The following is a 12,731-nucleotide window of genomic DNA, read 5'->3' on the forward strand; positions in this document are numbered from 1 at the left end:
TGATCGCGGTGACCTTGTTGAAGTCAACAACATGAAATCGTGTTGCAAAAGGTATATGATTAAAGAGTCTTCCTAATAGGGGGACTCTTTTTACTAGTATCGGTACGGTATGGTTCATTTTGGGGAGGTAATGGGCTTGAGCCTTTTAAATAACGTTTTGTTTCGTTCGCTCGTATGCTCAATTGTATTTCTAAGCTTATTCATTGGACTAGCATCATTAGTTGGGCAGCAGCAAATAGCGGTCTTCGACGATCATGTTGCTCATTATATTCAAGGCTTTCATTCCGATTCGAATACCGCAATCATGAAGGGGGTCACAACGGCTGGATCCGGTTTATACGTCGTGTTGATTATCGGCGTTATTGTCATAACTCTGTTCGTTATCGGATACCGAAGAGAATTGTTCTTTTTTGTCGGCACTATTGTCGGCTCCAGCTTGCTTAACGTCGTGCTCAAGCTGCTGTTTCAACGGACTCGGCCGGATATGAACCGAATAATTGACGCTGCCGGCTACAGCTTTCCGAGCGGTCATTCCATGTCGGCCTTCACGCTATATGGGCTCACCATTTATTTCCTTTGGAAGCATATTCGTCATATTTGGCTTCGTATTGCGGCACTCGCGATCGGAATCGGCATGATCCTTATGATCGGCATTAGCCGGATTTATCTTGGCGTACATTACCCAAGCGATGTGATCGGCGGTTATTTAATGAGCTCGGTGTGGCTCTTTGCGGCTATTGGCTGGTACGAGCACTATCTAGAGCCGAGATGGCGATCCAACAAGTCACGCGCCTTCAGGAAAAGTCCTGCGTGAAGTTAAGCGCATTTTCAAGCTGCCTCGCCGAGGCGGCTTTTTTTAGTTGGCGACAGCCGTTTACGCTTGTGTTATGTCACAAAATTCAACTCATTATCGTTATACAAGAAATCGAGTCAATAGGAGTGGTCATAATGAAAACATTAACTTGCGTCGTTATTGGCGCTGGATACGCAGGCATACATGCCATGAATGAAATTCGTAAAAGCTTGCAGCGAAAAGAGGGCAGCCAATCCGTCCGGTTCGTTCTCATCGATAAAAATAAATATCATTTTCGCAAGGTGAAGCTATTTAAGCCAGCAGTAACGGACGAAGAAATTCGAGTGCCGCTCTCGCAGCTTTTTCCTGAGGGCATAACGCTAATTCAGGGAACTGTCACGGAGATTATAACGTCAGCGAAAAAAATACAACTGACGGACGCTGCCGGCGACTCGCAAAACTTGGATTATGATATTCTTGTTGTAGCGGCTGGCAGCATCGTTCGGCGGCCTGAGCCAAGTGCAGGGGGGCAACCGCTAGGAAATCTGGATGATGCCCTCAAGATACGGGAAATATGGCTTGCCAATCTGCGAAAGGCTGCCGTCGAACGGGATCCGCAGGAGCGCAAACGTTTGTTGACGATTGCGGTAGCGGGAGCGGGAATTAGCGGCATTGAGACGGCGGCGGAGCTGGCCTATTATGTCCGAGAGGAAGCCCGGAAGCTCGACATCGAGACGAATGAAATTGATATTCGCTTGTATAATGCGCATGATCGTCTCTTTACTGACGGACCGGACGGCGTGTCCCGGAAATTGGATCATTTTTTAAGAGATTGCGGCGTAAAGGTTGTCCATGCAAACCGAGTGCTACAGGAAACAGCAGGTATCGTTTACTTATCCGACGGTGAGAAGCTGCCCGCAGGCTTATGTGTGTGGACATTGGGACTAACGCCAAGTCCTGCGCTCGAACAATTCGGCCTGTCGGTTACTTCCGACGGTTATGTGAAGGTCGATGCCAGCTACCGGGTACAAGCTGCTCCCGGCGTATACAGTATCGGCGATTGCGCCAAAGTCATCGATCCGCTTAACGGCCGTTCCGACGGGATGACTTGTAAGGAAGCCATCCCTCAAGCGGGTAGATTGGCGAAAGTCATCGCGGCGGATCTTGCCGGTAAACCGGCACCTGTGCATACCAGCTATATGGACAGCTTCAGTATTGGCTTGGGTCCTGATAAAGGTCTCACATGGGTGCGCAAATGGGGAATTGATTTCATAATTACCGGCAAAATGGGCTATCGGATTAAGCTTTTTACTTGGAATTTGGCGAGTACAATCAAATAATAGGATATTCACCACTAGTGATGGAGGCGTAGGAATGGAGCAAATGTATATAAAATATAAAGGTTTGCTGCTTTCTATAGCTTACCAGATGACCGGCTCATTCTCAGATGCGGAGGACATCGTTCAGGATGTCTTCCTGAAGGCATATGACGGAAACCCGCAAGGATTGGCGGAAGCGCCGCAAGCGTATTTGTGCAAGATGGTGACGAATCGTTGCCGGGATTTGCACAAGTCGGCGCGCAAACGCAAGGAGCAATATTTTGGCGAATGGCTGCCCGAGCCCGTTCCTACCTCTGATGACGAAAATTTCGAAATGATCGCTCGCTCCGAATTATTATCCTATGCCATGCTGGTTATGCTGGAAAGGTTGTCGCCCGCGGAGCGGGCGGTGTTTGTCCTTCGCGAAGCGCTTGGTTTTGAATACGCGGATATTGCTGCCATTATCGATAAGAACGAGGCCAATACCCGCAAGCTGTTCAGCCGTGCGAAAGCGAAATTGAGAGAGGCTGGCAACGCGGCTGCCTTACCCTTCACCGATGATAATGCAGCATGGGTTCGCCAGTTTTTGAACATGCTTGAACAAGACCGAGTCGACGAAGTGATGGAGATGCTAGCCCAAGATGTCGTGTTGATTTCCGATGGAGGGGGAAAAGTTGTCTCCGCGGTTCATCCGATCGTGAGCAGGTCATTTGTTTCCCGTTTCTTGCTAGGTATCATGCGCAAAAGTGCCAGCGACGGTGTTTCCTCGTCATTCCGAGTAAGTGAAATTAATGGACAGATCGGCATCTCGATTTACTCCGAACAGGGCATAGAGGCCGTTACTTTATTTCAAATCGAAGACCAACTCCTTCGTAACATTTATTTGGTCAGAAATCCGGATAAGCTGAAGCTGTTCTAGAGCAATTGAACCAAGGTTTTGCAATCTGAACCATGTCGCTATGACGTGGTTTTTTTCTTTGGTAAATCCATAATTTACTCAACGTTGCAATTGATTCTGGGATCTTCTCCATTGCGTAGGCGTTGTGCCGACGAACCGTTTGAATACCGTTGCAAAATGCTGGCTCGATTGATATCCCAGCTGGAAAGAGATGTCCGTTATCGATGCTTCCGATTCCATAAGTTGACGACATGCCGCTTTCACACGAAGCCGCTCGACGAATGTCATAGGCGGCTCTCCGGAAAAGTCCTGAAACGTGCGGTAAAAGTGCGAGGAGCTGACGCCGGCGAAAGCTGCAAGCTCATCTACGGAGGGACGCCATTCCGGCTGTTTGCTCATTCTGGCAATAAGCTCATGAAAGGCATGAATCAAATCGGATGCGATATCATTCGTTCCGGAGCGAGGCCCTATAAAGGCAAGAATGATCTCAATTAATGCGGAACGCACAGCGGTGCTTTGACTAGGGCTATCTTTCATTAAAGCCGACTTTAATTTCTTGAAAACTTCAACGGCCGGCAGTCCAAGATGAAAATGGCGCGGTAATTGCAACAATGCTTCTTCGATGACTAAGCTTTCTGAAGGCGGCAAGCATAACCAACCGTCATGATGAGGCGCTTCGATGATCAACCACCAAAACTTGCAGGGCTCGATCACATTGAAGCCCCCTCTATGCTTCTCTCCGGGACGCGAATGGAATAGATCACCTGTCAATGTCTCATAAAATTGTCCTTCAAGCACCCAGCTTGCTTTTCCTTGCTCAATTAGAACAAATTCATAACATCCGGGATGTTCATGCTCATGCAGCGGCAGTGCCTTACGCAATTCATCGCTGCCAAGCATGACGAATTCCGGTACGCTTCCAATAGGCGGATTGCTGTCGATATCGTATGTCCAGCGTTTGTTCATGAAAGGGGAAGGCTCCTATCGATTGTTTGAGTATGTACTCTATGTTTCTCATCCTACTTCGTAAGAACTTGAACGTCAATCGCCAATGGTTCAGGTTAAGATGATGTCAATCGCAAATAAGGAGGAACATAGATGGCATTACAAGCTGAAAGACAGTACAAAATTACGCAGCAGGACAAAGAAATTTTTAACCGCGATGGCTATTGGATTAGCCCCAAGCTCTTTGATGACGAGCAGATCGAACAATTGCGCGAGGCGCATCGCCGAATATGGTCGGGCGATTACGATGGCGACGGGGTACCGATGAATCATTTTCGGCTTAGCGACAACCCTGGCGCGCTTCGCAAGCTGGATAACGGCTGGTGGATCAATGACGAGGTGAAGAAGGCCGTATTGGATCCGTTCATTGGAGAGCTGTCCGCCGATTTGTTGGATACGGATGAAATACGGCTTTGGCATGATCAGGTTATTTATAAGCCCGGTATCGGCAGTGAAATTTCCGATGCGGGCAATGTGGGCTGGCATCAAGACTACGGTTACTGGCAATGCTCGGATACGCCCGATATGATAACCGTTTGGATTGCACTGCAGGACACGGATTTATCGAACGGGGGCATGATGACGATACTCGGCTCTCACAAGTGGGGATTGGTACCCGACAGCGACTCCTTCTTTAACCAGAACATGGAGGAACTGAAGCATAAATATTCGGATGGCCGAAGCTGGGTAGAGGAGCCATGTATTCTGAAGGCAGGACAAGCAAGCTTTCATCACGGTCTTACCTTCCATGGATCGGGACCGAATCGGACGAATGATCCGCGGTTATCGGTTGTATCCCATGTGATGAAAGGCGGTACGAGCTATCGGGCAGGCATTCAGCGTCATGACAACATTCGCCTGCTGGGACCGCGTCCGGTTCTTGGTCAGCCGTTCGCCAATGACTATTTCCCGGTTCTATTCAAGAGATAATACTTACAAGCACGCTAACAAACAGCCCTGCTCTCCTATTGGAGAAGCAGGGCTGTTATTGTTCATTCGGCATTAGTGATTAAGCACTTGTTTTCTTTGTTTATCGAAAGAAACGATTACGGCGAACATTAGTAGAATGATGCCCGTGAACATAAATCCTCCGATGGTATCGAAGGGCAGCCAGCCGAGTACGCTGGAACCGGCGACGACACCGAGCGAGAAGAAGGCATAGAAGTAACCATAGGCTTTGCCTCGCAGATCGGCCGGCGTTGCTTGGATAAGCATCGTATTAATAGATGGAAATAAGAAGGCGAAGCCTACTCCGTATAGACCGAGTACCAGATAAAGTGAGAGTGTCGTATTCGACTGACTTATCAATAGTTGGCTTGCTCCCATTAACCCCATGCCGATGGCCATTGTCCTTGAAGGGGCGACACGGTCGAATATGCGATTCGTCGGAAGTACAAACAGCAGGACGGCAATGATGCCAAACGTGCTCATTAACGTACCGCTTAACCTTGAATCATAACCGAGCGACTGAACATGCAGAGGCAGTAAGTAAGCAATTACGCCTTGCGAGAACATTAAGAAAAATGCGCCGCCGTAAGCCTTTATTACACCTGCTTGGAAGAGCGAGCCAGCCGATTGTGCTTTAGCTTCGGTCTTCTCATTTTTTGTGATTTTATATTTACTGAGAAAAATAGCAGATAAGACGGCAAGCAGCAATCCGAGAACGGCTACGCAAGTAAAGACGAACGGCACGGACGTTCTGCTTGCCATTATACCGCTGAAGGCAGGGCCGATAATGGCGGCAAGTCCGACGAAGGTACCCGTGAAGGCAACTTTCTTCCCTTGCTCGTTACTCATCGTCGTATTCGCGGAGTAGGTGAACGCTGCCGGAACGATCAGCCCGGCGACGAAGCCGTGCAGTATTCGAACGATAATGAGCAGAGTTGGTTCTTCGACGAAATGATAGAGCAGCAAAGCGCCGCTCGATAAGACCATTCCGGCCATCAAGATCCGGAAGGGGCCAACCTTATCCGTCATTATGCCGGATAATATGTTGCCAAGTGTATTGGCCAGTGAGTACAGACCGATAACAAAACCAACGATAAAAGAGCTGGCGCCGACAGATGCCGCGAAGGTGCTCATGACCGGCAATTGCGCGAATAGATCGAAGAAAGAGAAGAATACGATTGCGTACACAAGCACGGAAATGTTGATCTGGCGAAGCTCGTATTTGGCTTTCGCTTTCTTCAGTTGCCAGTCGAGCACGAAGTTGCCCAGCGGGACGAAGGCCGCAAGGACGGCCACGGCAGGCCAGAGGAGGTTCCACTTCACTCGAATAGCCGAATAGGCGATAGCGGCCGCATAGAGACAGAAGATGCCGCCATGTATGCTGCCTACGATCGTGACCGCTTCTTCGATTCCGCCTATATACTTCAATGGCATCGCAATGCCTAATAATACGATCAGCGATATGCCGTCTAGAATGCCTGTTAGGCGTAAAAGGTTAATGGGATGTGCCCGCACTTGATTTGCTCCTAATCGCGTAATAATTGCTTCCTCTATTTTAGCATGCCGTTAAGCGTGTAACACGCAAACAAATGGACATTGTTTAAACTCCGTTTAAATTGGCGCGTTATGATCGCTTTATTCAGTTTTCATTTGCATAGGAGGAATCGCAATGAGTCATGTATACAGAAAAGAAACCGGAGAGTGGGCCGTTGAGGCACAAGGGCTTGTCAAAATTTTCGGTGACAATCGTGCTGTAGACGGTGTGGATCTGAAAGTGCCTACGGGTTCGATTTACGGCGTTCTTGGTCCGAACGGAGCCGGGAAGACGACAACGATCCGCATGCTGGCGACGCTGCTGAGGCCGGATGCCGGATCGGCTAAAATATTCGGGCATGATGTGGTAAAGGAATCTCAGATCGTGAGGCAATTGATTGGCGTGACCGGTCAATACGCTTCGGTAGACGAGTCGCTTAGCGCTACCGAGAATCTAATTATATTTTCCCGCTTGCTAGGGCTGGGGCGAGCGGAATCGAAGCGCAAAGCTGAGGAGCTGCTTGAGGAATTCGGCCTTACGGAGGCTGCGAAACGGCCGCTTCGCAACTTCTCTGGCGGCATGCGCCGCCGGCTCGATCTTGCGGCCAGTCTGATCGCGCAGCCGCCGCTCCTGTTCCTTGATGAGCCGACGACCGGTCTCGATCCGCGTACCCGTTCACAGATGTGGGATACGATTCGTCGTCTGGTGAATACCGGTTCAACCGTTCTGCTTACGACACAATATCTCGAGGAAGCAGATCAGCTTGCCGACAGAGTAGCGGTTATCGATCGCGGTCTCGTCGTCGCCGAAGGCACCGTAGATGAATTGAAAGCGTCTGTTGGAACGTCGTCTCTGCATTTGCGAGTAGCCGATGCAGAGTACATCGGTCAGGCGCGCCGAATCGTCGAGCAAGTGCTCCGCGTTCAGACGAGCGTATCATCAGAAGCTGCGAAGATTACGGCACCAATGGCGGATGCCGACCTAGTGACCGATCTATTGATCGCGCTTCGCTCGTCAGGCATTCATTTGGCAGAGCTTAGCGTACAGAAGCCGACGCTTGATGAAGTGTTTCTAACGATTACAGGACATGGCGTTAAGGAGGAAGTAACGGTATGAACCACACAACTACCAAATCAACAGTCTATAGCGAGCTGAGAAACCGCACGAGCTTTAGACAATCGGTACGCAACTCGTTCACGATGGCTTATCGGGGCTTGCTCAAAATTAAGCGTACGCCTGAGCAATTATTTGACGTAACGCTGCAGCCGATTATTTTCACTCTTATGTTCACGTATATTTTCGGCGGAGCGATTTCCGGCGATGTCATCAGCTACTTGCCTGTCATTATTCCCGGCATCCTCGTTCAAACCGTTATCACTACCTCTGTCGTTACAGGTGTTCAATTGCGCGAGGATATGGACAAAGGCGTATTTGACCGATTCAAGTCGCTGCCGATCGCCCGTATCGCGCCGCTTGCCGGAGCGTTGCTGGCAGATACGGTACGGTACAGCATTGCCACGGTGCTTACGTTCTCCATGGGTTATGTAATGGGCTACCATCCCGAAGGCGGCTTAGGAAGCGTTGCGCTTGCCGCACTGCTCGTCATCTTCTGCTCGTGGGCGATCAGCTGGATCTTTGCTTTCTTCGGCGTTATTGCGCGTACAGCATCAAGCGTGCAAGGCATCTCGATGCTCGTACTGTTCCCGCTTACGTTCCTGTCCAATGCGTTCGTACCGGTCGATACGATGCCGAACTGGCTGCAATGGTTTGTGAAGATCAATCCAATCTCACATCTCGTTACAGCCGTCCGCGAACTTACCAATTCAGGCACGGTAGGCATAGATCTTGTTATCTCGCTTATCGGCGCTGCGGTCATCGTAGCGGTCTTCGCACCAATTACGGTCAAAGCCTACATGCGCCGGACATAAGTCCAAACATTGTTAATAATATATGCCAAACAGTCTTGCTTTATAGCGGGACTGTTTTTTGATTATATAGGTAAAGATTTTTATGCTTTACCAGCGTTTTAAGCTATAGTAAGATCCAATCATTTTGGAATCAAATAAGAGGTGAATGACAGCTAAGAAGGGCGTATAATGGTGCACATACACTTCTAGAAATTTATCGCAGAATGGATGATTCAGGTTGCAGCTCAAGTTATCATCGGTCTACTTGCTCTATTACATGGGGCTTGGCGCATATGCGCCGTATTTAAGCTTATACCTTCACGATAGGGGAATAAGCGGCTCTCAGATGGGGCTTATTTTAGCGTTTGGCTCGCTGGCGGGCATCGTGGCTCAGCCTTTATTCGGATTACTTAACGACCGTTCGAAAGATTATCGCTCGATCTTGCGATGGATTTCGCTGCTCTCAGCCATCGTCGTGCTAACGCTTGTCCCCGATCAAGGCTTAACGGCTCTGATTATAACCTTTGTTTTGTTCTCGTTCATTAGCTCGCCTACTTCTCCGCTCATCGATGCGATCGCTGTTCAGCACGGAACGGGGCACGGTTTTTCTTTCGGTGAAGTCCGGGTATGGGGCGCTATCGGTTTTTCGGTCATTACGGTTTTTGCTGGATATCTTTATCAGGATATCGGCTATAAGCATATATTCACGGCTTATTCGCTGTTCGCGCTGCTTCTGTTTCTCGTCCTCTTCTGGCTGCCTGCAGTTCCAAGAGCGAAGATGAAGCAGCGGATCGAGAAGGGCGTCTTCCGCCAGCTCGTAACCAATTGGCGTTTTGTAAGCTTTATCGTTATCAGCATCCTCGTATCGGTAAGCATGACGATGAATTTCAACTACTTATCGATCTTTCTTCAAAGGCTCGATTATCCGGTGGAGCTTGTCGGATGGAGCTTCACGGTTGCTGCCGTCGTCGAAATTCCGTTATTTTGGCTCTCTTACAAGGTTATTCGCCGGCTCGGCTTGTTCCCGCTGCTTATCGGCAGCGTGCTCATGTACGCCTTGAAGTATATCGCGCTTAGCTTCGCGCCGCCGACCTCGATCGTTCTCTTACTGCAGGCCGCAGACGGCATCGCACTCGTCTTTTACTACAGCACGGCTGTCGAAATCGTGAATCTTATGGCGCCGGACAACGGCAAAGCGACAGCGCAAACGATGTTTGCTGCCGCAGGCGGCATTGCCGGAATTGCAGCCAATGCGGCTGCCGGCTGGATCGTAGACCACCAAGGCCCGCAATTTCTGTTCGGCATGATGGGCGCCATGGGCGTTGCGGCCACGCTATTGTTCCTGTTATTCTACGTTAAAGGCGATAATCGGCAGCAGCTGGCAAACGTCGATTGATAGAAGACTTATATGAATGAGCTATGTCCAAGAGGGACATAGCTTTTTTTAAGCCTTTGTCTAGTTACCCGTGTATAGATACAGGGAATTTCTCCAGTTATTCATTGGAAAACAAGCCGGCAGATTAGAATAACGTGAATTCCTCCTGTTATATTCACCGATATCGCTTAGCCTACTCGAAAACGGAGTTATTAACGGAGAAAATCCCTCTATATCATAAAGAATGGACAAGGATAGTCGTAATAACGGGAGAAATTCCAGTTATCTCGTTATACAAATAATTGACGGATATTGAGGGTTCACTCTCTCATAAAAAAAGCGCTTGCAAAGGAAGTTATTGTCATGGTATATTCTTTTCAACAAAATCTAAACGTTTAAATACGGAGGTGCAGTCGTGTCCAGCATAAGCATAAAAGACATCGCCGCAAAGGCTAAAGTATCCACCGCGACCGTATCCTATGTATTGAACGGGACCCGCAACGTCAAGCAGCAAACGAGAGAACGCGTCCTGCAAGTCATTGACGAAATGAATTATAAACCGAACAACGCCGCCCAAAGCCTGAAGCGCAGACGCACGAATACGATCGGCGTTATTGCGGAGGACGTCACGGTGTTCAACGTACCTGAAATTATCGACGGCATCAACGATTGCGCGGATCGGCTCGACATGCATATTTTGCTGACGAACTTGCGGCTGGATAAGAGAATCGGGCGCAGCTTCGACAATGTCGATGCATACCGGCATTTTGCTGACAATGCAGTGTCCGAGCTGCTGAGCAAGCAGGTGGAAGGAATTATTTATATCGGCGTTCATCCCCGCGACCTGACGGGACTGTGCGATACGCTGGACAAGCCGATCGTGTATACCTATTGCTATACGCAAAAAGATCTTTCGATTCAGTACGATGACGAGCAAGCCTCCTACGAGGCAATGGAGTATTTGGTGAAGAAAGGCCACTCCCGTATTGCGATAATCAGCGGGGCGATGGATTCGATTCCGTCACGGCTGCGTTTTAACGGTTTCTACAAGGCGGTAACCGAGTTTGAATTGCCTTTCGACCCGCTTCTGATCAAGATGGGGGATTGGGAAGCGGAATCCGGCTACCGGTTAACGAAGGAACTGCTGTCGCTGCCCGTTCCGCCGACGGCAATCCTCTCCATGAACGACGTGATGGCGGTCGGCATTTTACAGGCGGCCCGTGAGCTAAACGTTGTGATTCCCGAGAAGCTCTCGGTCATCGGCTTCGACAACAGGGAATTCAGCGAGTATTTGACACCGCGGCTTACAACGATGGGGCTTCCGCTTCATGAGATTGGCTATCAGGCGATGGAGGCGCTGTCCCGTATCCTTCAAGGTGAAGAGCCAGGCGTCAGCTCGAAACCGATATGTAAGCTAATTGAAAGAAACTCCGTAGCTTCACCATAAAAGGCCTTCGCCTTTTTTTCACTAAAAATCTAAACGTTTAGATTTTAGCGAAAGCGCTAACTCTAGCATTGGCTATGATCCGTATAGGATTGAGCATATATACCAAATCAACTAAAGGGGATGATGGAATGCGCAAGACAGGTATTGCTTTAACAGCACTAATCTTTATTTTATCGATCGTATTGGCTGGATGCGGAGGCAACAACGGTAACAACAAAGCAACGGAGGAAAGCCCGACTGCAGCGCCGGCGGAGACGAATAAAGCAACCGAAGAGGCGCCGCCTTCGGCAGAGCCGACGAAGCTAACGTTATGGACTTTCGTTCAACAGCATGCAGACTTCTACACATTCATGGCGAATGAATGGAACAAAGCAAATCCGGATCAAACGATCGAATTGGATGCGCAGAACATTCCATATGACGATATGCATACACGGTTGATGCTTGCCTTCCAGTCCGGAGAAGGCGCGCCCGATTTGGTCGATATCGAGCAAAGCAAATTCCCGAATTTCATGAAAGGCGACGTGCAGCTGGTTGAGCTTAACGATGTCGTCGATCCTGAGATCCCGAATATCGTCAAATCGCGTGTCGACATCTACAGCAAGGACGGCAAATATTACGGCGTTGATATGCACGTAGGCGCGACAGTCATGTACTACAACAAAGAAATTATGGATAAAGCAGGCGTTAATCCAGATGACATTAAGCTGTGGAGCGACGTAGAAACATACGGCAAAACAGTCGTCGAGAAAACAGGCGTTCCGTTCATCACGTTCGAAGGCGCTGGCAACTGGTCTTGGTGGCCGGCTATCAACCAATTGAAGTCCGATCAAGTGGGACCAAATGGTGAAATCACGGTTGATGATCCGCGAAATATTCAAGCGATGACGTACTTTAAGAAGCTGGTCGACGAGAAGATTGCCGCTGTATCTCCGGGCGTCGGACATGATACGCCGGAATACAAAGCGTTCATGAACGCAGGCGGCGCAGCAGCGGTATTCATGCCATTCTGGTTCATGAACCGGTTCACCGACGAAATGCCGGATTTGAAGGGTAAAATGATCATTCGTCCGATGCCTGCATGGGAAGAGGGCGGCAATCGCTCTGCCGGTATGGGCGGTACAGGCTTGTCGATTACGAATCAGTCGAAAGCATTGGACATATCCAAAAAATTCCTGGCATACGCCAAGCTGTCGAAGGAAGGCAATATTCAAGTATGGAAGCAGCTCGGTATGGACCCGATCCGCACAGAGGTATGGAGCGATCCGGCAATGGCTGAGCCGAACAAATTCACGGATTACTTCGGCACGGATATCTTCACTACGTTAAATGAGGTTAAGAACGAAATCTATCCAGTTAACATTCGTGAAACGTCACCGAAAGTATTCGACGCGGTTCGCAACGAGATCGTACCGAAGATCTTCCAATTCGGCGAAGATCCTGAGACAGTAATCAAAAAAGCAGCGGAAGCGCTTCGCAAAGATACAGGTCAATAACAACATCCA

General features: G+C 49.2%; 11 protein-coding genes. 9 read left to right on the forward strand and 2 right to left on the reverse strand.

Annotation, left to right across the window (positions count from 1 at the left end; genetic code table 11):
* Positions 1–136: 136 nt before the first annotated feature.
* The 3 genes from V8F51_RS05920 (at position 137) to sigJ (ending at position 3,031) form a co-directional block, all read left to right on the forward strand.
* Positions 137–814 (forward strand): phosphatase PAP2 family protein, encoded by a 678-nt coding sequence (locus V8F51_RS05920; protein WP_337099178.1) that lies wholly within the window; start codon positions 137–139, stop codon positions 812–814.
* 134 nt (positions 815–948) lie between these two features.
* Positions 949–2,133, forward strand: a complete 1,185-nt coding sequence (locus V8F51_RS05925) for an NAD(P)/FAD-dependent oxidoreductase (protein WP_337099179.1) — start codon at positions 949–951, stop codon at positions 2,131–2,133.
* Between the two features lie 34 nt (positions 2,134–2,167).
* Positions 2,168–3,031 carry an RNA polymerase sigma factor SigJ gene (sigJ, locus tag V8F51_RS05930; protein WP_337099181.1) on the forward strand — a complete coding sequence of 288 codons (864 nt, stop codon included), beginning with the start codon at positions 2,168–2,170 and terminating at the stop codon, positions 3,029–3,031.
* A 78-nt stretch (positions 3,032–3,109) separates the two neighbouring features.
* Here the strand turns inward: sigJ and V8F51_RS05935 are convergent, their stop codons facing one another.
* Positions 3,110–3,976, reverse strand: a complete 867-nt coding sequence (locus tag V8F51_RS05935; RefSeq protein WP_337099182.1) for an AraC family transcriptional regulator — start codon at positions 3,974–3,976, stop codon at positions 3,110–3,112.
* Between the two features lie 132 nt (positions 3,977–4,108).
* Between V8F51_RS05935 and V8F51_RS05940 the strand changes: the two genes are divergently transcribed.
* Positions 4,109–4,945 carry a phytanoyl-CoA dioxygenase family protein gene (locus V8F51_RS05940; RefSeq protein ID WP_337099183.1) on the forward strand — a complete coding sequence of 279 codons (837 nt, stop codon included), beginning with the start codon at positions 4,109–4,111 and terminating at the stop codon, positions 4,943–4,945.
* A 72-nt stretch (positions 4,946–5,017) separates the two neighbouring features.
* Here the strand turns inward: V8F51_RS05940 and V8F51_RS05945 are convergent, their stop codons facing one another.
* Entirely contained in the window at positions 5,018–6,478 is a 1,461-nt protein-coding gene (locus tag V8F51_RS05945; protein WP_337099184.1) for an MFS transporter, read from the reverse strand.
* Between the two features lie 154 nt (positions 6,479–6,632).
* On the opposite strand from V8F51_RS05945, the gene V8F51_RS05950 reads away from it, so the two are divergent.
* The 5 genes from V8F51_RS05950 (at position 6,633) to V8F51_RS05970 (ending at position 12,722) form a co-directional block, all read left to right on the forward strand.
* Positions 6,633–7,613 (forward strand): ATP-binding cassette domain-containing protein, encoded by a 981-nt coding sequence (locus V8F51_RS05950; protein WP_337099186.1) that lies wholly within the window; start codon positions 6,633–6,635, stop codon positions 7,611–7,613.
* Positions 7,610–8,425, forward strand: a complete 816-nt coding sequence (locus V8F51_RS05955) for an ABC transporter permease (RefSeq protein ID WP_337099187.1) — start codon at positions 7,610–7,612, stop codon at positions 8,423–8,425. The genes V8F51_RS05950 and V8F51_RS05955 overlap by 4 nt, the downstream gene beginning before the upstream one ends.
* 217 nt (positions 8,426–8,642) lie before the next feature.
* Positions 8,643–9,800, forward strand: coding sequence for an MFS transporter (locus tag V8F51_RS05960; protein ID WP_337099188.1), 1,158 nt, complete (start codon positions 8,643–8,645; stop codon positions 9,798–9,800).
* A 394-nt stretch (positions 9,801–10,194) separates the two neighbouring features.
* Positions 10,195–11,226, forward strand: coding sequence for a LacI family DNA-binding transcriptional regulator (locus V8F51_RS05965; RefSeq protein ID WP_337099189.1), 1,032 nt, complete (start codon positions 10,195–10,197; stop codon positions 11,224–11,226).
* Between the two features lie 128 nt (positions 11,227–11,354).
* Entirely contained in the window at positions 11,355–12,722 is a 1,368-nt protein-coding gene (locus V8F51_RS05970) for an ABC transporter substrate-binding protein (RefSeq protein WP_337099191.1), read from the forward strand.
* Positions 12,723–12,731 lie beyond the last annotated feature (9 nt).

Origin of the sequence: Paenibacillus sp. YIM B09110, assembly GCF_037167145.1 — a bacterium.
In the GTDB taxonomy this organism is placed as follows: Bacteria; Bacillota; Bacilli; order Paenibacillales; family Paenibacillaceae; genus Pristimantibacillus.

What these genes read in the sequence shown, in the direction of transcription:
- V8F51_RS05940 (WP_337099183.1), top strand. Translation starts at nt 4,109, where the DNA reads ATGGCATTACAAGCTGAAAGACAGTACAAAATTACGCAGCAGGACAAA.
- V8F51_RS05935 (WP_337099182.1), bottom strand. Translation starts at nt 3,976, where the DNA reads ATGAACAAACGCTGGACATACGATATCGACAGCAATCCGCCTATTGGA.
- V8F51_RS05925 (WP_337099179.1), top strand. Translation starts at nt 949, where the DNA reads ATGAAAACATTAACTTGCGTCGTTATTGGCGCTGGATACGCAGGCATA.
- V8F51_RS05950 (WP_337099186.1), top strand. Translation starts at nt 6,633, where the DNA reads ATGAGTCATGTATACAGAAAAGAAACCGGAGAGTGGGCCGTTGAGGCA.
- sigJ (WP_337099181.1), top strand. Translation starts at nt 2,168, where the DNA reads ATGGAGCAAATGTATATAAAATATAAAGGTTTGCTGCTTTCTATAGCT.
- V8F51_RS05970 (WP_337099191.1), top strand. Translation starts at nt 11,355, where the DNA reads ATGCGCAAGACAGGTATTGCTTTAACAGCACTAATCTTTATTTTATCG.
- V8F51_RS05955 (WP_337099187.1), top strand. Translation starts at nt 7,610, where the DNA reads ATGAACCACACAACTACCAAATCAACAGTCTATAGCGAGCTGAGAAAC.